The following is a 17410-nucleotide window of genomic DNA, read 5'->3' on the forward strand; positions in this document are numbered from 1 at the left end:
CCGCCCTTGGCACGAACCATGCACGCGGCCCGGCTTCCACCCCACCATGCACCACGACCCGACCCCGCACCTGAGCTTCGCGCCGCACCTGCGCCCCTTCTACCCGGGCGACCTGCGCGGCTACTCGACCACGCTCGACGCGCTGGTCTATCCCGGCGAACTCAGCGTGCAGCACAGCCATCCACGCATGAACCTCGAGGCCTGCCGGCTCGTGGGCGGCGGCATCGCGGTCAGCTTCGATTCCACGCCGATGCAGGTGCGCCATGCGGCGGGTCAGTCCGGCCACGACGGCGCGGGCGAGGTGCTCGCGATGATCGCGGTCGACGGCCAGGGCACGATCGAGCAGGCCGGCCGCCGGCTGCCCTTCCGCAAGGGCGACATCGTGTTCCGCACCACGCGGCTGCCCTCCACCTGCGCGCTCGACGAATCGGGCCGGCTGGTGCAGCTGCGGCTGCCGGCCGGGCGCTTCTTCGGCATCTATGCCGACCTGCGCGACAACTTCGAACCTTCGCTGGCCCAGGCCGACTCCACGCTGGCCGAATCGGCGCGCCAGCAGCTCGACCGCCTGTTCGCGGTGCAGGCGCAGCCGCATCCGGCGCTGGCCTATTTCTCGGAGCAATCCTTCGTCTCGCTGCTCGCGGCCATCTACTGCGAAGCGGTGGCCGGCGCGCCGCAGGCCGGCGATGCGGGCGCGGCCAAACGCCACGAACGCGACCGCTGGCAGCGGCTCGCGGCCTATGTCGAGGCCAACCTCTGCGACCCCGAGCTCTCGGTCGAGGCGATCGCGCGCGAGCTGTGCATCTCCAAGCGGCTGGTGCACCGCCTGTTCGCCACGCAGCAGACGCAGTACGGCACCTACCTGCGCGAACGCCGCCTCGAGCGCGCGGCCGAGGAACTGGCCAACGAGCGGCTCGTGCAGCTCAGCGTGACCGAGATCGCGTTCCGCAACGGCTTCAACGACCCCAGCCATTTCAGCCGCGCCTTCCGCGACCGCTTCGGCGCCACGCCGGGCGGCTACCGCGCGACCCGCCCGCCGGCCTGATCAGGCCAGGTAGCCGCCGTCCACCGTCAGCGCCGCGCCGGTGACGAAGCTGGCGTCGGGCCCCGCGAGGTAGGCCACCATGCCCGCGATCTCGCTGTCGTGCCCCATGCGTCCCAGCGCCATCAGCGGCTCCAGCCGCTCGCCGTAGGCCGACTTCGGCGCCATGTCGGTATCGGTCGGCCCGGGCTGCACCACGTTCACCGTGATGCCACGCGGCCCGAGGTCGCGCGCGAGGCCGCGCGCCATCGAGGCCACCGCGCCCTTGGTCATCGCATAGACCGACGAACCCGCGAAGCCCACGCGATCGGCCACCACGCTGCCCGTGATGACGATGCGCGCGCCACGCTCCATGTGCTTGAGCGCCGCCTGCACCGCCACGAAGGCCGAGCGCACGTTGACCGCGAACATGCGGTCGAAGTCGGCGAGCGCGTAGTCCTCGACCAGGCCGCCGACGAGGATGCCGGCGTTGTTCACCAGCAGATGCAGCCCGCCGAAGGCCTCGGCCGCGGCGTCGACCGCCTGCCGCACGGCCTGTGCATCGGCACTGTCGGCGCGCAGCGCGAGCGCGCGGCCGCCCTGCCCTTCGATCTCGGCCACGAGCGCTCGCGCCGCCGCGTCCGACGACGCATAGGTGAAGGCCACGGCCGCGCCGTCGTTCGCGAGCCGCCGCACGATGGCCGCGCCGATGCCGCGCGATCCGCCGGTCACGAGGGCGGCCTTGCCGGAGAGGGATTTCGTCATGTCGACTTCCTTTTTAACGGATCGATCGATCCAGAATAGAGAAAAAAAAAGCGCACCCGAGTCCGGGTGCGCGCACGAACTCAACGCAGACTTCGCATGGCCATCCGCGCGACGTCGCGCAGGTCCTCGGCCGAGGCGCCGCCGCGCCCCGAGATCTTGAGCCCCGACAGCGTGGCCATCAGGAACTGCGCGGCCGCGCGCGGTGCGAGCGCGGCATCGATCTCGCCCGCGGCCTGGGCCTCGCCGATGCGGCCCTCGATGGCCGACTGCAGCATGCGGCCCGCGGTGTCGGTCAGCAGGCTCACCTCGGCATCCCCGCGGCCGAACTCGCAGACGGCGCCGATGCCCATGCAGCCCGGCTGTCCGTGCGCGCCGAAATGGGTCGCCATGCCGTCGAGCATGGCCTCGAGCCCCGCGCGCGGCGAGGCGGCGCCATGCAGCGCGCGGATGTGCTGCGACACATGGCCCACGGCGTACTGCTGCAGCGCCTCGAGGTAGAGCCTGCGCTTGTCGCCGAAGGTGTCGTACATGCTCTGGCGGCTGATGCCCATGGCGGCGAGCAGCATCTCGGTCGAGGTGCCGTCGTAGCCGTGGTCGCAGAACACGGCGATCGCGCCCTGCAGGGCGGCGTTGCGGTCGAAGGCTTTGGGTCGGGCCATGGCGGGCGAGTCTATCGATTCCGGATCACCTTGTCCAAAACAGGTGATTCCGGAATCGCCCTCGCCCTCCCCCCTCAGGCCGGCACCGCCTCGCGCGCCACCGCGCCCGCCTCGGCGCGCGGCGCCACGAGCCGCGCGCGCAGCGCATCGCGACGCACCTGCGCGGCGGCGATGCTCGCCTCCTTCACATGGCCGTAGCCGCGGATCTGCTCGGGCAGCTTCGCGAGCGCCAGCGCCGTCTCGGCATCGACCTCGTCCCAGTGCGCGAGGATGTCCTCGATGCCCGCGCGGTACTCCTCGATCAGGCGGCGCTCCGTCCGGCGTTCCTCGGTGCGGCCGAAGGGATCGAAGGCCGTGCCGCGCAGCCGGCGCAGCGCGGCCAGCACGCGGAAGCCCTGCAGCATCCACGGCCCGAAGGCGCGCTTGACCGGCCGGCCCTGCGCATCGCGCTGGCCCAGGATCGGCGGCGCGAGGTGGAAGCGCAGCCTGGGCGTGCCCTCGAATTCCTGCTGCAGCTTCTTCATGAAGGCGCCGTCGGTGTACAGGCGCGCGACCTCGTACTCGTCCTTGTAGGCCATCAGCTTGAACAGGTTGGCCGCCACCGCGCGTGTGAAGCGGTCGCCGCGGCCGCGCGCCTGCTCCACCCCGCGCACCCGCGCCACGAAGTCAGAGAAGCGCCGCGCATAGGCCGCGTCCTGGTAGGCCGTGAGGAAAGCGGTACGGTCCGCGAGCAAGGCGTCGAGCCCCTGCGGCAGCTGCAGCGCCACCGGCTGCGCGGGCGAGGCCTCGCGCGCCACGGCCGCGAGGTCGAGCGCGGCGCGCCGGCCCCAGTGGAAGGCCTGCTGGTTGGCCTTCACGGCCACGCCGTTGATCTCGATCGCGCGCAGCAGCGCGGCCGAACTCAATGGCACATAGCCCTTCTGGAACGCGAAGCCCAAGAGGAACAGGTTGGCCGCGATGGCATCGCCCATGAGCCGGGTCGCGAGACCCGTGGCGTCGATGAAGTCGGCCTTGCCGGCCACCGACTCCTCGATCAGCGCGCGCACCTGGCCGGCCGGGAAGGTCCAGTCGGGGTCCTGCGCGAAATGGCCGGTGGGCTGCTCGAAGGTGTTCACCAGCGCATAGCTGCGGCCCGGGCGCATCTTGGCGATGGCGTCGGGCGCGCCCGCGGTCAGCATGTCGCAGCCCAGCACCAGGTCGGCCTCGCCGGTGGGAATGCGCTGCGCCTTGAGCTGCGCCGCGTCGCGCGCCAGCCGCACGTGCGAGGTCACCGAGCCGTTCTTCTGCGACATGCCCGTCATGTCGAGCACGCTCGCGGCCTGGCCCTCGAGATGCGCGGCCATGCCGATCAGCGCGCCGATGGTGATGACGCCGGTGCCGCCAATGCCGGTGATGAGGATGTTGTGCATGCCCTCGATCGCATGCACGGGCGGCTCGGACAGCGCCGCGTCGGCCTCGGCGCCGCGCGCGGCCACCGGCATGATGCGCCGCGGCTTCACGCCTTCCACGCTCACGAAGCTCGGGCAGAAGCCCTTGACGCACGAGTAGTCGGCATTGCACGCGCTCTGGTCGACGCGGCGCTTGAGGCCATGGGGCGTGGGCTGCGGCAGCAGCGAGGTGCAGTTCGACTGTTCGCCGCAGTCGCCGCAGCCCTCGCACACGGCCTCGTTGATGAACACGCGGTGCGAGGCCTGCGGGAACTCGCCCTTCTTGCGGCGCCGCCGCTTCTCGGCCGCGCAGACCTGGTCGTAGATCAGCACCGACACGCCTTCGTAGTCGCGCAGCGTGCGCTGCACCGCGTCCATCTCGTCGCGGTGGTGGATGGTGAGGACGAAGCCGCCGCCATCGGCCGGCAGCGGCGAGCGGTCGCGCCAGCGCGTCGGGTCCTCGGCCACCAGCGCGATGCGGCGCACGCCCTCGGCCGCCACCTGGTGTGCGATGCGCGGCACGCTCACGGGCCCGTCGACCGGCTGGCCGCCGGTCATCGCCACCGCGTCGTTGTAGAGGATCTTGTAGGTGATGTTCACGCCCGCGGCCACGGCGGCGCGGATCGCCATCGAGCCCGAGTGGTAGTAGGTGCCGTCGCCGAGGTTGGCGAACACGTGGTGGCGCTTCGAGAACCAGGCCTGGCCGAGCCAGGGCGCGCCCTCGCCGCCCATGTGGGTGGTCGTGCGGTTGTGCTCGGGATAGATCGCGGTCGCCATCACGTGGCAGCCGATGCCGGCCAGCGCCAGGCTGCCCTCGGGCACCTTGGTCGAGGTGTTGTGCGGGCAGCCCGAGCAGTACCAGGCCGGCCGCGCCGGCGTGGCCACGGCCTTGCCGAGCACCACGTCCTTGGCGTCGAGGATCGCCAGCCGCGTACGGATCATGTCGCTGGTGTGGAAGCGCGCCACCCGCGCGGCGATCACGCGCGCGATCTGCGCCACCGAGAAATCGGCCGTGGCCGGCAGCAGCCACTGGCCGCGCGGATGCGCACCCCATTCGCCGCGCTCGTCGAACTTGCCGATCACGCGCGGGCGCACGTCCTCGCGCCAGTTGTAGAGATGCTCCTTGAGCTGGTACTCCACGATCTGGCGCTTCTCCTCGATCACCAGGATCTCGTCGAGCCCGTCGGCGAACTCGCGGATCGAGTCGGGTTCCAGCGGCCAGGGCATCGCCACCTTGAACACGCGGATGCCGATGCGCGCCGCCTCGGCCGCGTCGATGCCCAGCTCCTCGAGCGCCTCGAGCGCATCGCGGTACGACTTGCCCGAGGCCACGATGCCCAGCCGCGCCGAGGGCGCGTCGATGGTCACGCGGTTGAGCCGGTTGGCGCGCGCATAGGCGATGGCCGCGTAGATCTTCGCGTCCTGCATCAGCGCCTCCTGCTTGCGCGCCTGCACGCCCAGCGTGTCGGTCGACAGCCGCGCATGCATGCCGCCCGCGGGCGGCACGAAGTCCTCGGGCAGCAGGGTGCGCACGTTCTGCGCGTCGGCCGGGATCGAGCCCGACGACTCCACCGTGTCGGCCAGCGCCTTGAAGCCCACGGGCAGCCCCGCGAAGCGCGACATCGCGAAGCCGTGCAGGCCCAGCTCGATGTACTCCTCCACGCTCTGCGGATAGAGCATCGGGATCATCGAGGCCGCGAACAGGTGGTCGCTCTGGTTCGGCAGGGTCGACGAATAGGCGCCGTGGTCGTCGCCCGCCACCAGCAGCACGCCGCCATGGGGCGAGGTGCCCGCGTGGCTCATGTGCTTGAAGACGTCGCCGCAGCGGTCCACGCCGGGCGCCTTGCCGTACCACATGGCGAACACGCCATCGACCGCGCTCTCGCCGGTCAGGTGCACCTGCTGCGTGCCCCAGACGGCGGTGGCCGCCAGTTCCTCGTTCACGCCGGGCAGAAACTTGACGTGGTTGGCATCGAGGCGCGGCTGCGCCTTCCACAGCGCCTCGTCGAGTCCGCCGAGCGGCGAGCCGCGGTAGCCGGAGACGAAGCCCGCGGTATCGAGGCCGTTGGCCTTGTCGCGCCATCGCTGCACGAGCATGAGGCGTACCAGCGCCTGGATGCCGCTCAGGTAGACGCGGCCGGACGTGGATGTGTACTTGTCGTCCAGCGAGACGCTGGCGAGATCGTGGGACATGAGAGAAGGCTCCGGTAAGAGTCGCGGGAGATGCCCGTTCGGCCACCGGTAAGCGGCCTGCGGGCGGAACACGCGCCGCGGGTAAGCGGCGCGCGCTGGGGAAGATAGCGCAGCGCGGAGGATCGTGGGTTCAGGCCTCCTTCGGCTGGTACCAGCGGTCCTTGGCCAGCATCACCTCGTTGTGCGCCGCGCCGGCCGGCATCATCGGAAAGCAGTTCTCCTGCGCCGCCACCTGCACGTCGAGGAAGAACGGCCCCTCGCTCGCCAGGCATTCGGCCAGCGCCGCGGGCAGCTCGGCCGGGTCGCTCACGCGCCGCGCGCCCCAGCCGAAGGCCTTGGCCAGCGCCACGAAATCGGGCAGCGCCTCGTTCCAGCTGTGGCTCAGGCGGTTGCCGTGGTTGAGCTCCTGCCACTGGCGCACCATGCCCATGTAGCCGTTGTTGCACAGCACCAGCTTGACCGCCGCGCGGTGCTGCACCGCGGTCGAGAGCTCCTGGATGTTCATCAGCACCGAGGCGTCGCCGCTCACGCACACGGCCAGCGCCTCGGGGTGCGCCACCTGCGCGCCGATCGCCGCCGGCAGGCCGTAGCCCATGGTGCCGGCGCCGCCCGAGGTGAGCCAGCGGCGCGGCCGGTCGAAGCGCAGGTACTGCGCGGCCCACATCTGGTGCTGGCCCACGTCGGTCGAGACGATGGTGTCGCGCCCCGTGTCAGCGATCGCCTGCTGCAGCGAGGCCATGAGCCGCTGCGGCAGGATCGCGTCGGCGCGCGGCGCGAAGCCCAGGCAGTCCTCGGCGCGCCAGCCTTCGATGCGCTGCCACCAGGGCGCGAGCCGCGCGGCCTCGAAACGCTCGGGCAAGAGCGCGAGCAGCGCCTCGAGCACGGCGGCGCAGTCGCCCACCATCGGCACGTCGACCTGCACCACCTTGTTGATGCTGCTCGGGTCGATGTCGATGTGGATCTTGCGCGCATGCGGGCAGAAGCGGTCGAGCTTGCCGGTCACGCGGTCGTCGAAGCGCGCGCCCACGCAGACCACGAGGTCGGCCTCGTGCATCGCGAGGTTGGCCTCGAGCGTGCCGTGCATGCCGAGCATGCCGAGGAAGGCCGGGTCGGAGGCCGGGAACGCGCCCAGCCCCATCAGCGTGAGCGTGCACGGCGCATGCAGCCGCCGCACCAGCTGCGTGAAGGCCTCGCAGGCCGCGGGGCCGGCGTTGATGAGGCCGCCGCCGCCATAGAGCACCGGCCGGCGCGCGGTCGAGATCAGGTCGGCCGCGCGCTGCATGCAGGCGCGCGGCGGCACCGGCGAGCGGTGCGTGCGCAGCGGCCGCGGCTCGGGCACCGGCGCGCCCTGCCCCGGCAGCGCGAGCTGCACGTCCTTCGGCACGTCGAGCAGCACCGGGCCGGGGCGGCCCGAGGTAGCGACCTCGAGCGCGCGCCGCACCATCGTCGGCACCTCGTCGGGCCTGCGCACCTGGTGGTTCCACTTGGTCACCGGGCGCGACATGCCGAGCGCATCGCTTTCCTGGAAGGCCTGCGTGCCGATCACCGCGGTCGACACCTGGCCGCTGATGCACAAGAGCGGCACCGAATCGCTGATCGCGTCGAGCAGGCCCGAGATGGTGTTGCCCACGCCCGGCCCCGAGGTGACCAGCACCACGCCCACGCGGCCGGTGGTGCGCGCATAGCCCTCGGCCGCGTGCACGGCCGCCTGCTCGTGGCGCACCAGCACATGGCGCAGCCGCGGCTCGCCGTGCAGCGCGTCGTACAGCGGCAGCGCGGCGCCGCCGGGGTAGCCGAAGATGGTGTCGACACCGCAGGCCACCAGCGTGTCGAGCAGCGCCTCGGCGCCGTTGCGCACGCGCGGCGCGGTGTCGATGGCGAGCGCGGCATCGAGGGGCAGGTCGGTGGCCGCGCCGATGTCCGAAGAATTTTCGGCATCCAGCGTCAGGGCGAGGTCGTTGGGGAGGTCGAGCAGTCTCATGCCGTCAATTCTTCCGTGTTTGAGGCAGAATTTGCTTCTGATTTTTGGATATTCACGCCTTAAACATGAAAATCAATCGCAAATCTTCGCAAGACGACGAAGGACTTTTCGACAAGATCGACATGGCGATCCTCCGGGTGCTGCTGCTCGATTCGCGCAAGACCCTGCAGGACATCAGCGCCGAGGTCGGCCTCTCGCCCACCAGCTGCTGGACGCGCATCAAGAAGCTCGAGGCGCAGGGCGTGATCAAGCGCTACACGGTCGACATCGATCCGGCCAAGCTCGGCTACCAGGACTCGGTGATCGTGCAGGTCACGCTCGAGAGCCACACCGACGAGACGCTCTACGACTTCGGTCGCACCCTGGCCACCATCCCCGAGATCCAGGAGGCCTACCTGGTCTCGGGCGACTACGACTACTACATCCGCATCGCGGTGCGCGACACGCGCGACTACGAACGGCTGCTGCGCGAGAAGCTCTACAAGATCCCCGGCATCCGGCACAGCAAGTCGCACTTCGTGCTGCGGGTGCTGAAGGAAGCGAGCATGCCGATCCTGTGAGGCCGAGTAAAAGCCGTTCGGGCTGAGCCTGTCGAAGCCTTGCGCGAGGCTTCGACGAACTCAGCCCGAACGGGTCGGGTTGGGCGCGTCTACTGCTGCACCGTGATCGCCTTCGCCGTCAGCGAGGCATCGAAGTTCAGCATCGCCGGGTACTGCGGCCAGTTCACGCCCAGCGCCGCGTTGTTCGGATCGCCGCCGCGCGCGAACGCCGCCAGGCTCTTCATCATCGCGTCCGACAGCTGCAGCCGCCCCGGCTCGTTGGCCTTCGAATTGGCGAACTTCGAATAGAGCGACGGCCCGAAGTTGCCGAACACGAACGGCAGGTCGAAGGTGTGGGCCGCGCCGAAGATGTCGTTGAACGGCGCCGGCGACTTGTCCCAGTTGAACTGGTACCACCACAGCGGCACCTTCTGCGCCGCGAGCACCGGAAAGATCTGCTTGCGCAGCGCGATGAAGAAGTACTGGTTGTAGAGGTCGGTGCGCGCGTTGAAGCCGGTCACCGGCGTCGTCACCGGCAGGTACTGGCCCGGGATCCACTGCTCGAGCGAGGTCGTCGGGGCCGCGTTCGGGTCGTAGTTGTAGGCCATCGAGAACACCGTCGGGTCGTCGAGCAGCCGGCCGCTGATGCCGCCGAAGGCGGGCGAGGTCGCGAGGTTCTGCGGGAACAGCTTGGTCTCGTCGCGCGTGTAGCCGGCCAGCACCGGCACCTTGAGGAACTCGCCCGCGTTGATCGCCGCGATCGGGTTGGTCGGCACCACCACGCCGTCGTTGAGCGGATTCGAGGCCGACAGCCCCAGCGGCACCAGCTTGTTGAGCACGGTCTGCAGCAGCGTGTCGGCGCTCTTCGAGCGCAGGTAGGCCGCGAGGTCGGCATTGCTCTGCGACGCGATGTAGGCGGTGGCCGCGGCCGTGTCCTTCACCGTGCCGTCGGCCACCAGCAGCGCCGCCAGCAGCGCGTTGTTCTGGTTCGGCACCGTGGTCGCGGTGGCGACACCGCCGCTCAGCGGCACCAGGCGCTGGAACAGCGCGGGCTTGGTGTTGACCACCAGCGGCGAGACCATCAGCGCGTAGATGTTGACAGCGCCGGCCGACTGGCCCATCAGCGTGACGTTGCCCGGGTCGCCGCCGAAGCGTGCGATGTTCGCGTTGACGAACTTCATGCCCTTGATCAGGTCGAGGATCGCGTAGTTGCCCGAGTCGTCGTTCGCGTCCACGCCGGCCTTGAGCTGCGGCGAGGCCAGGAAGCCGAGGATGCCGAGCCGGTAGTTGATCGACACCACCACCGCATTGGCCGCCTTCGCGAGCGCCGCGCCATCGTAGACCGGGTCGCCGGTGTAGCCCGTGATGTTGCTGCCGCCATAGACGAACACGATGACGGGCAGCTTGTCGGTCGCGGCCGCGGTCGAGGGCGTCCAGATGTTGAGGTAGAGGCAGTCCTCGGAACCCGTGGTCTTGCCGATCGAGCTGCCGATGGTCTCGTCGTAGCGGTTGTTCTGGCCCGGGCCGTAGAGCCGGCCGGTCTGCGCGCAGGCGTTGCCGAGCTTCTGCGTGGTCTTCGTCGCGGTCCACGGTTCGGGGTCGACCGGCGCCTTCCAGCGCAGCGCGCCGACCGGCGGCTTGGCGAAGGGCACGCCCTTCCAGCTGTAGGTGCCGTTGGTCGCGGAGTCGTCGTTGCCCTGCACGGGTCCGTAGGCCGTGGTGCGCAGCACCGGGGACTGCGCGGGTGGTGGCGTATCGGGCGGCGGGTTGCTCGTCGTGGGCGGGGGCAAGGCCACGAAGCCGGCACTGCCGCCTCCACCGCCGCCGCAGGCCGTGAGTTGCAGCAGGGCGAGAACGGCGCAGGCGGCACCGGCGCGCAGATGGCGAATCGTCATGAAGTCTCCTGTTTTTTCCAGTGGTGATGGCCGCCGGCCCGAGGACCGATGGCCATCCGCTAGTCTCGGCAGGCTGCACCCGGATTCCAATGTGGCGCGCGCACACCTTTGGCCCGCGTTCTATGTGGGGCAAGGGCTGCGGGGGCGATGGCGCGCCGATAATTGCCGTCGACCCGCGAAGACGGGACAACGAACGGGCTGCCAGTGCGCGCGGCCGTTCGATCGGGGAGAAACCGGCGGCCCGCGGGCGCGCCGCTCGCTGCAAAGGCCGGCGTCCGTCCGGCGCACGCCGCGAGCCGACAGCGAGTTCCAGGGCGCAAGCGTTCGATGAGACAGGGCAACAACGACGGCGAGCAAGCCGGTCGGGGGATCGCGGCCTTCTGGCGCGCGCTGCCGCTGATCGTGCTGTTGCTGCTGTGCTGCGCGCGTGCCCCCGCCGCGGCGCCCGTGCTGCCGGGCGACCACCCGATCCACATCACCGAGGCCGAGCTGCAGTCGGTCAACGGCACCGGCTTCACGGCCCCGCCGCTGCTGTCGGTCGACGCCGAACTGCCGCGCGGCGGCTGGAAGCCGGTCGGCCTGCCCTACACCGCCGAGCGCGAACTCGTGCCCACCGCTTCCAGTGGCGTGCGCACCGTCACCGACTGGTACCGCCTCGACCTCGGCGCGCTGCCGCCCTCGACCCAGCCGCGGCTGCTCTACCTGCCGCGCTGGAAGACGCTGGGCCACATCGCCGTGTATGGCGACGGCGTGCTCATCTACCAATCGCACGGCAGCCCGATCCACAACGGCTACAACCATCCGCTGCTGCTGCCGCTCAACCTCGCGGCGCAGGCACCCACGCCGGCCTCGGTGCTGATCCGCGTCGACCGGCTGCGCAACAGCGGCAGCGGCCTCTCGACCGTGTGGGTGGGCCACGAGGACGACCTGTCCTGGCGCTACCAGGCGCGCCAGATGCTGCAGGTGCAGCTGCCGTTCATGGGCAGCGCCGCCTTCCTCGCGGTCGGTGCCTTCGCCTTCGCCGTGTGGCTGGGCAAGCGCCGCGAGCCGCTCTACCTGCTGTTCTTCGCCATCTCGGCGGCGGCCTTCCTGCGCATGCTCCACTACTACGTGGGCGGCAGCTACATCCCGATGTCGGACGACTGGTTCGAGTGGATGACCGTGGCCAGCCTGCTGTGGCTGATCCTGCTCATCCACCTGTTCCTCGAGCGCCTGCACGGCCAGCCCTCGCCCTGGCTCACGCGGCTGACGGTAGGCCTCGTGCTGGCCTGCAACCTCGCCACCGTGCCGCACGTCTCGCGCTCGATCGTCAGCCTGTACCTGTTCACCCCGCTGCTCAACCTCGTCGTGCTGCCCGTGGCCGTGCTGATCTTCTCGGTGAACCTGCGCAAGGCCTACCGCGTGCAACTGCCCGAAGGCCGGCTGGTCGCGGCCTGGACCATGATCGCCGTCCCGTTCACCTGCTACGACGCCCTGCTGCAGAACAACCTCCTGGGCCCCGAGAGCGTCTACACCTCGCCCTACGCCATCATCGGCCTGTTCTTCGTCTTCTCGTACATCATGTTCCTGCGCTACACCGGCGCCTTCGCCGAGGTCGCGCGGCTCAACAAGGGCCTGGCGCACCGGCTGCGCGAGCGCGAGGACGAGCTCAAGCAGAGCTACGAGCGGCTGCGCGTGGTGGAGAACGAACAGATGCTCAACGCCGAGCGCCGCCGCCTCATGCAGGACATGCACGATGGCCTCGGTTCCTCGCTGATCGGCGCCATCCGCTCGGTGGAGCAAGGCAGCATGAGCGAGGCCGAGATCGCCGACATGCTCAAGGGCTGCATGGACGACCTCAAGCTCGCCATCGACTCGATGGAGATCGTCGACCCCGACCTGCTGCTGCTGCTCGCGACCTTGCGATTCCGCCTCGCGCCGCGCATCGAGGGCGCCGGCATCGCGCTGCGCTGGGAGGTGCAGCCCGTGCCGTCCCTGCCCTGGCTCGACCCGGGCAGCGCGCTGCACATCCTGCGCATCATGCAGGAGTGCATCGCCAACGTGATGCGCCACACGCGCGCCACCACCCTGCGCGTGAGCACCGCGGCCACCGACGACCTCGTGTGCGTGACGATCGAGGACGACGGGCCGGGCTTCGACGTGGCCGAGGCGCTGCAGCGCGGCGGGCGCGGATTGCGCAATCAGCAGCAGCGCGCGAAGGCCATCGGCGGATCGGTCGGGTGGCAGTCGGGGAGCGCGGGGACGCGGTTCACACTGTGGTTGCCGATAGAGCGCGAAAGCGTGCCCGCCGCGACCTGAGCCCCATCGGTGCTGCGACTCAGAGACGTGCGGCAGCGTTCGGATGGCTCGGCAGGCGCAGCGTGCTGGCCTCGGCATCTTGCGGGCATGGCGCATCGGAGTAGATCGCATCGCCCTCGGGCATCACGCACTTCTGGACCTCGATGAAGGCCGGGACCGTCTTGTTCGTGGTCGCTGCGGCGCTGGCCATCGTGGTGTCCAGCTTGGCGATCGATGGCGCGACCGGTGCGCGGGCCGATTCGGCCGGCTGGGTGCTGTCGATGGTGGACCTGGGCGCCTTCACGTGCTCCGGCATGATCGATGGCGGCAAGCGCGGCGCGCGCCCGGCGCTCTCGTGCACGAGGCTGCTGAGCGCGAGGTAGAACAGGAACACCGCGAGCACGGCGACGCCCAGCCCCAGGGCCCAGTACCTGGGCGCGCGGACGGCGCGCAGCGATTCCATCAACGGCGCGGCCATGCCAGGCCTCCGGACTGCAATGCACCCGCCAGCTTCGCGATGCCGCCGGTGCCGCTCGCGGCGCGGCCGATCAGCGCACCGCCCGCCGCCCCGGCGACGATGCGCGTGAGGAAGGAGCGGCTGCGGCCGGCGGCCAGCAGCAGCAACACGCCGGCGCCGAGCACGATCAGGTGCTCGCCGGGGTAGTCGGCGCGGGCGGCGTCGACCTGCTTGAACTTGTCGATGGTTTGTTCGAGGGTCATGGCTGAAGGTTCTGTTGTCTTCAGCCGTTCTAATTTGGGCGCGCCGTAGGAGCTTGTAGGCGGGCGCCATGCTCCCGCTAGGATTTCGCCTCGAAACCGCTACGGGGAACGCCGCACCCGGCGTACCGAAATGCCGCCCAACCGGTCGTTCGCCTGGCAACCACCAGCATCAGCGGTAGTCGGAGAGCCGCGTCGGATGGCCGGCCTTGATGAGTTGGCCCCTGAACCTGACATGCCAGTCCGGGTCCCAGTCGTTGTGCGCATGTATATGAAGACCGCCCTCCACGGGTGCCACGTCGAGGGGCAGCAGATGCTCGCTGGGACGAGCAAGAAGCTCGACCTCATCTCCCGGATCGAGGATCACCTCTTCGGGGACCATCTCGAGATACAGCGACATGGCAACGGCGGTTTCGTTCTTGAATACGCCAACCACGATGTAGGCTTCAGCTGTCATGACGGTGGCGCTCCAAAGACTGATCACCGAGTTCCGCGATCATCTCTCGCTTTCTAAAAATTGCCCGACTGCTGCATCGCGTTCAAGAGTCGAGTCAGGACTTGTTTGTCTTCTTCAGTGAAGATGCCCTCGAGATCCTCGAAGTCACCGTCGATGAAGAATCGATGCATGTTCTTCAAGCAGGCCTGCAAGAGGAAGAGCAGTCCCCTGGCATCGTAGTCGTACCCTGGGCCACTGAATCCCACCCAGTTCTCTACGAAGTCGAGCAACTCATCGCTGTTTCGAAAATTCAAGCTCATAGATTGGACGGCTCCGACGCCTGTGTTCCCTGCCTGTTCAGTGCACTCTTGGCCAGGCGCTGAAGTCTAGCCGGCGAATCTAGAAGTAACGATCATCGAACCCAACACCAAGGGTACAGATGAAAAGAGGAAGAACGACAGCCGCCCCCACGAGCCATCCTGCGTGAGACCGAGGCAGCTCGATGCGAGTCTCGCCTCGTCGCAGCCAGGCAATCAGAGGCAGCCCGAGCGTGGCGAGAAAAACTTGCTGAAAGGCCTCGCGCAGCGCGGGCATCGAGGGGCCATCGTAGAAGAGAGCGGCCAGGCAGGAGGTGATGCCAATGCCGAGATAGGCCAAATCCAAGCGGAGCTTCAGGGGCGAGAAAAACACGCCCAGCCTCCGAATCGCCAGAAAGTACATGACAACGCCGCTGACCAAGAGAGCCGCGCGCCAACCCGTGGTCAGAGTCAGGCCCCAGTCCTGAACTGCCGAAGTGAGCTCGGAGTCTGTGAGATCTCAACCGAGCGCCATCGGCACGCGCCCGGGTAGTTCACCCTCCCTATACTGACCGCCACCTCCAAACACGCGTTCAAAGGAAGTGACCGATGCTGAGAGGAAGCTGCCTCTGCCAAGGCGTAGCGTTCGAGATCGACGGCACGATCAAGGACCCGCTGTACTGCCACTGCTCGATGTGCCAGAAGGCCCACGGCACCGCCTTCCGCGCGCGCGGCAAGATCCTGGCGAAGGACTTCCGCTGGCTCCGGGGTGAAGCGCTGGTGCGGTTCTACGAATCGTCGCCAGGCGACCACCGCGGGTTCTGCTCGGTGTGCGGTTCGAGCCTCATCAGCAAGCTCGATGCGAAGCCGGCCGTGTACGGTGTCGCGCTCGGCGTGCTCGATGGCGACCCGGGCGTGCGGCCGCTGTGCCATGTGTACGTGGGGTCGAAGGCGCCGTGGTTCGAGATCACCGATGCGTTGCCTCAGTACGAGACAAGGCCTCCCCACAGCGCCTGATCGCGCCATCCAGCGAACATCGACGCAATGAAATTCCCCTTCGCCAAATTCCTGACCGCGGCGATCACCGCATTCGGCATGGTCGCACCGACACCCGCCCAGCCCGTCTCGCAGAACATGGAACTGATGGGCGCCATCGCGCGCGAGATCGTGAACAGCGGCGAACCGCAAGGGGTCGACTGGGTCGAGGTCTCCGCGATCTTCTCGATCGATGCGGATGGCGACGTCAATGGCAGCTACGGCTATGTCTACGACGCCCGGGGCCAGGCCCATGCGGCCGCCTTTCTCGAGGACCCGATCGAGCGCGAGGTGAAGGCCTATCGCGACTGGCTGCTGCTGAAGGGCAAGAAAGGCGACAAGGGCATCATCAAGATGCTCTTTCAATTCAACCGGCAGACGCGGCGGGTTCGCGCGGATTTCGAGTACGAGGATCCTCGGCGCTGGCAGGTCACGCCGGCCAATCTCGATGCGAGGGTCAGGGAGCTGCGGCCCCGTCTCGGCGCGGCGGACGGCAAGTAGCCCGTCCTCCCAGTCGCCCCGTCCCGCCGACAGCCAGCCTCAAGCCGACTTGCGCAAGAACATGTGTGTAGCCCGCTCCCCCGCCACCTGCCGCTCGCAGCGATAGCCCAGCGCGGGCAAGTCCAGTCCCTCGAACAACGCCTCGCCCTTGCCCAGCAGCACCGGCCGCACGGCCAGGTGCAGTTCGTCGAGCAGCCCGGCCTTCAAGTACTCGCGCACCGTCGCCACGCCACCACCCACGCGCACGTCACGCCCGCCCGCGGCATCGCGCGCCAGTGCCAGTGCCTCGTGGATGCCACCGGTCACGAAGTGGAAGGTGGTGCCGCCTTGCATCGTCAGCGGCGCGCGCGCATGGTGGGTCAGCACGAAGACCGGCACGTGGTACGGCGGCTCGTCGCCCCACCAACCCTTCCAGCTTTCATCGGGCCAGGGGCCACGCACCGGACCGAACATGTTGCGCCCGAGGATCCAGGCGCCCATCGAAGCGAAGCCCTGCTCGGCGATCTCGTTGTCGACACCGGTTTCGCCCTTGGCCTCGCTCCCCTTCTGCATCTGCTGCCAGACCTGCGTGGGAAAGAACCAGTCCATGAGTTCGGGACCGCGAACGCCCAGCGGGTTCTGCAAGCTCTGGTCGGGGCCGGCGGCGAAACCATCGAGCGAAACGCCGAAGCTGCGCACGAGCAATCGGGACATGCTGTCGTCTCCTGCAAAAAGGGAGCAGCAGTCTAGCGCTCGATGCTCCTGAAAGACGACGACGTCGTTGGTAATAAGAAGATTCGAAAGGACGAACGCGCCATGAGCTCGGCTAGGATGCAGAACGCGTCCCGAGCCGCCATGCTCGGGAAACCATGAGATTCATTCGTTGGCCTGCCGCGCTCGCGCCGGCACCATTCGCTCCGAACAAAATTCCCATGTCCCTGCGCTCCCTCTTCTCATCGCTCGGCAAGAGCAAGCCCGCCGAAACCCAAGCCGAAGCCGTCCACACTACCCAGGGCTGCCAACGCTTCGGCCACCCCGAGTTCCGCATTCGCGTGAGCAACAAGGCCATTCCCGAGGCGGACATCGCCTGGTTCCTCCACTTCCTCGAGAGCCGCGTGGCGGAGGGAGAGAAGTTCAGCGGCGGCCAGAGCCTCCAGGTCGGCTGGATGTACACGATGATCGAGGACACCGACGACGGCTTGCTGCGGATCACGGAGCCGGACATGCAGCAGATCCCCGTGCGCTTCATCGATTCGGTGGACAGCACCCTGATGCAACTGCGCAACCAGAAGGATGTCGTCGAGAGCCTCGTCGCGGAGGTCGCGCCGGAGTTTCCTTCCTTGCAGAACAGCGTCGTGGTGCACGTGGATTACAAGTCGGCGTCGCGCATCCTGCTCACGCGCGCGGAGCCTGACGACGCGAACGACTCGGGCTGGTGGTTCACCGATCTCGACGACAAGGAAGGTTCTCAAGATCCGTCGCGCTTCACGAAGACCTCGCTCTATCAGCTGGCCATCGACCGGCCGGACCTGGTGAAGTTCTTCGCCGTGCCGGCGGAGCTTCGGGTCTACATCAAGGGAACCGTCATCGCGGTGCTGGGGCCCGAAAGCGAGATCGAGCAGAAGCCCGGCTCCTACCTGAGCGAACTGAACCGCGCCAGACAGGCGCACGCCTGACAAAGGAACCCCAGCC

At 68.7% G+C, this 17410-nt stretch carries 17 protein-coding genes; 6 read left to right on the top strand and 11 right to left on the bottom strand.

Going from position 1 to position 17410, the window contains the following annotated elements:
- The first annotated feature begins 46 nt into the window (after window positions 1–46).
- On the top strand, window positions 47–1042 hold the full coding sequence (locus ACEN9J_RS08790) for an AraC family transcriptional regulator (RefSeq protein WP_057595416.1): 996 nt from the start codon (window positions 47–49) through the stop codon (window positions 1040–1042).
- Here the strand turns inward: ACEN9J_RS08790 and ACEN9J_RS08795 are convergent, their stop codons facing one another.
- The 4 genes from ACEN9J_RS08795 to ilvB form a co-directional block, all read right to left on the bottom strand.
- Window positions 1043–1783, bottom strand: a complete 741-nt coding sequence (locus tag ACEN9J_RS08795; RefSeq protein ID WP_261210965.1) for a 3-oxoacyl-ACP reductase family protein — start codon at window positions 1781–1783, stop codon at window positions 1043–1045.
- An 80-nt stretch (window positions 1784–1863) separates the two neighbouring features.
- Window positions 1864–2442 carry a TetR/AcrR family transcriptional regulator gene (locus tag ACEN9J_RS08800; RefSeq protein ID WP_057595414.1) on the bottom strand — a complete coding sequence of 193 codons (579 nt, stop codon included), beginning with the start codon at window positions 2440–2442 and terminating at the stop codon, window positions 1864–1866.
- Between the two features lie 74 nt (window positions 2443–2516).
- Entirely contained in the window at window positions 2517–6062 is a 3546-nt protein-coding gene (locus tag ACEN9J_RS08805; protein ID WP_413763835.1) for an indolepyruvate ferredoxin oxidoreductase family protein, read from the bottom strand.
- A 130-nt stretch (window positions 6063–6192) separates the two neighbouring features.
- Complete coding sequence (gene ilvB, locus ACEN9J_RS08810; RefSeq protein ID WP_413763836.1) at window positions 6193–8043, bottom strand: biosynthetic-type acetolactate synthase large subunit; 1851 nt, start codon at window positions 8041–8043, stop codon at window positions 6193–6195.
- Between the two features lie 122 nt (window positions 8044–8165).
- Here ilvB and ACEN9J_RS08815 point away from each other — a divergent pair, with 122 nt between their 5' ends.
- Window positions 8166–8603, top strand: a complete 438-nt coding sequence (locus tag ACEN9J_RS08815) for an Lrp/AsnC family transcriptional regulator (protein ID WP_057595424.1) — start codon at window positions 8166–8168, stop codon at window positions 8601–8603.
- A gap of 89 nt (window positions 8604–8692) precedes the next feature.
- On the opposite strand, the gene ACEN9J_RS08820 is transcribed toward ACEN9J_RS08815, so the two are convergent.
- Window positions 8693–10477, bottom strand: coding sequence for a carboxylesterase/lipase family protein (locus ACEN9J_RS08820; RefSeq protein ID WP_413763837.1), 1785 nt, complete (start codon window positions 10475–10477; stop codon window positions 8693–8695).
- A 327-nt stretch (window positions 10478–10804) separates the two neighbouring features.
- Between ACEN9J_RS08820 and ACEN9J_RS08825 the strand changes: the two genes are divergently transcribed.
- Window positions 10805–12775 (top strand): sensor histidine kinase, encoded by a 1971-nt coding sequence (locus tag ACEN9J_RS08825; protein WP_413763838.1) that lies wholly within the window; start codon window positions 10805–10807, stop codon window positions 12773–12775.
- 19 nt (window positions 12776–12794) lie between these two features.
- Here ACEN9J_RS08825 and ACEN9J_RS08830 read toward each other — a convergent pair whose 3' ends face one another.
- From ACEN9J_RS08830 to ACEN9J_RS08850, 5 genes are all read right to left on the bottom strand, one after another.
- The gene (locus ACEN9J_RS08830; RefSeq protein ID WP_057598634.1) at window positions 12795–13232 is read right to left on the bottom strand and encodes a hypothetical protein; all 438 of its coding nucleotides are present in this window, start codon (window positions 13230–13232) and stop codon (window positions 12795–12797) included.
- Window positions 13217–13474 carry a hypothetical protein gene (locus ACEN9J_RS08835; protein ID WP_057595408.1) on the bottom strand — a complete coding sequence of 86 codons (258 nt, stop codon included), beginning with the start codon at window positions 13472–13474 and terminating at the stop codon, window positions 13217–13219. The genes ACEN9J_RS08830 and ACEN9J_RS08835 overlap by 16 nt, the downstream gene beginning before the upstream one ends.
- Window positions 13475–13643: 169 nt before the next feature.
- Window positions 13644–13928: a hypothetical protein gene (locus ACEN9J_RS08840; protein WP_057607245.1), complete on the bottom strand. Its 285-nt coding sequence runs from the start codon at window positions 13926–13928 to the stop codon at window positions 13644–13646.
- 53 nt (window positions 13929–13981) lie between these two features.
- Entirely contained in the window at window positions 13982–14227 is a 246-nt protein-coding gene (locus ACEN9J_RS08845) for a hypothetical protein (protein ID WP_413763839.1), read from the bottom strand.
- A 79-nt stretch (window positions 14228–14306) separates the two neighbouring features.
- Window positions 14307–14627, bottom strand: a complete 321-nt coding sequence (locus tag ACEN9J_RS08850; protein WP_413763840.1) for a hypothetical protein — start codon at window positions 14625–14627, stop codon at window positions 14307–14309.
- A gap of 185 nt (window positions 14628–14812) precedes the next feature.
- On the opposite strand from ACEN9J_RS08850, the gene ACEN9J_RS08855 reads away from it, so the two are divergent.
- Window positions 14813–15220: a GFA family protein gene (locus ACEN9J_RS08855; RefSeq protein ID WP_057595404.1), complete on the top strand. Its 408-nt coding sequence runs from the start codon at window positions 14813–14815 to the stop codon at window positions 15218–15220.
- A gap of 27 nt (window positions 15221–15247) precedes the next feature.
- Window positions 15248–15739: a hypothetical protein gene (locus ACEN9J_RS08860; protein WP_216087397.1), complete on the top strand. Its 492-nt coding sequence runs from the start codon at window positions 15248–15250 to the stop codon at window positions 15737–15739.
- Between the two features lie 39 nt (window positions 15740–15778).
- On the opposite strand, the gene ACEN9J_RS08865 is transcribed toward ACEN9J_RS08860, so the two are convergent.
- A complete protein-coding gene (locus ACEN9J_RS08865) occupies window positions 15779–16432 on the bottom strand; it encodes a dihydrofolate reductase family protein (protein ID WP_057595403.1) in 654 nt (217 codons plus the stop codon).
- A gap of 218 nt (window positions 16433–16650) precedes the next feature.
- Here ACEN9J_RS08865 and ACEN9J_RS08870 point away from each other — a divergent pair, with 218 nt between their 5' ends.
- The gene (locus ACEN9J_RS08870; RefSeq protein WP_413763841.1) at window positions 16651–17394 is read left to right on the top strand and encodes a hypothetical protein; all 744 of its coding nucleotides are present in this window, start codon (window positions 16651–16653) and stop codon (window positions 17392–17394) included.
- Window positions 17395–17410 lie beyond the last annotated feature (16 nt).

Source organism: Variovorax sp. Varisp41 (genome assembly GCF_047325085.1).
In the GTDB taxonomy this organism is placed as follows: Bacteria; Pseudomonadota; Gammaproteobacteria; order Burkholderiales; family Burkholderiaceae_C; genus Variovorax.

Coding starts and splice junctions, on each gene's coding strand:
- ACEN9J_RS08795 (WP_261210965.1), bottom strand. CDS start 1,783: ATGACGAAATCCCTCTCCGGCAAGGCCGCCCTCGTGACCGGCGGATCG.
- ACEN9J_RS08835 (WP_057595408.1), bottom strand. CDS start 13,474: ATGACCCTCGAACAAACCATCGACAAGTTCAAGCAGGTCGACGCCGCC.
- ACEN9J_RS08805 (WP_413763835.1), bottom strand. CDS start 6,062: ATGTCCCACGATCTCGCCAGCGTCTCGCTGGACGACAAGTACACATCC.
- ACEN9J_RS08855 (WP_057595404.1), top strand. CDS start 14,813: ATGCTGAGAGGAAGCTGCCTCTGCCAAGGCGTAGCGTTCGAGATCGAC.
- ACEN9J_RS08865 (WP_057595403.1), bottom strand. CDS start 16,432: ATGTCCCGATTGCTCGTGCGCAGCTTCGGCGTTTCGCTCGATGGTTTC.
- ACEN9J_RS08830 (WP_057598634.1), bottom strand. CDS start 13,232: ATGGCCGCGCCGTTGATGGAATCGCTGCGCGCCGTCCGCGCGCCCAGG.
- ACEN9J_RS08815 (WP_057595424.1), top strand. CDS start 8,166: ATGGCGATCCTCCGGGTGCTGCTGCTCGATTCGCGCAAGACCCTGCAG.
- ACEN9J_RS08825 (WP_413763838.1), top strand. CDS start 10,805: ATGAGACAGGGCAACAACGACGGCGAGCAAGCCGGTCGGGGGATCGCG.
- ACEN9J_RS08820 (WP_413763837.1), bottom strand. CDS start 10,477: ATGACGATTCGCCATCTGCGCGCCGGTGCCGCCTGCGCCGTTCTCGCC.
- ilvB (WP_413763836.1), bottom strand. CDS start 8,043: ATGAGACTGCTCGACCTCCCCAACGACCTCGCCCTGACGCTGGATGCC.
- ACEN9J_RS08850 (WP_413763840.1), bottom strand. CDS start 14,627: ATGTACTTTCTGGCGATTCGGAGGCTGGGCGTGTTTTTCTCGCCCCTG.
- ACEN9J_RS08840 (WP_057607245.1), bottom strand. CDS start 13,928: ATGACAGCTGAAGCCTACATCGTGGTTGGCGTATTCAAGAACGAAACC.
- ACEN9J_RS08790 (WP_057595416.1), top strand. CDS start 47: ATGCACCACGACCCGACCCCGCACCTGAGCTTCGCGCCGCACCTGCGC.
- ACEN9J_RS08860 (WP_216087397.1), top strand. CDS start 15,248: ATGAAATTCCCCTTCGCCAAATTCCTGACCGCGGCGATCACCGCATTC.
- ACEN9J_RS08800 (WP_057595414.1), bottom strand. CDS start 2,442: ATGGCCCGACCCAAAGCCTTCGACCGCAACGCCGCCCTGCAGGGCGCG.
- ACEN9J_RS08870 (WP_413763841.1), top strand. CDS start 16,651: ATGTCCCTGCGCTCCCTCTTCTCATCGCTCGGCAAGAGCAAGCCCGCC.
- ACEN9J_RS08845 (WP_413763839.1), bottom strand. CDS start 14,227: ATGAGCTTGAATTTTCGAAACAGCGATGAGTTGCTCGACTTCGTAGAG.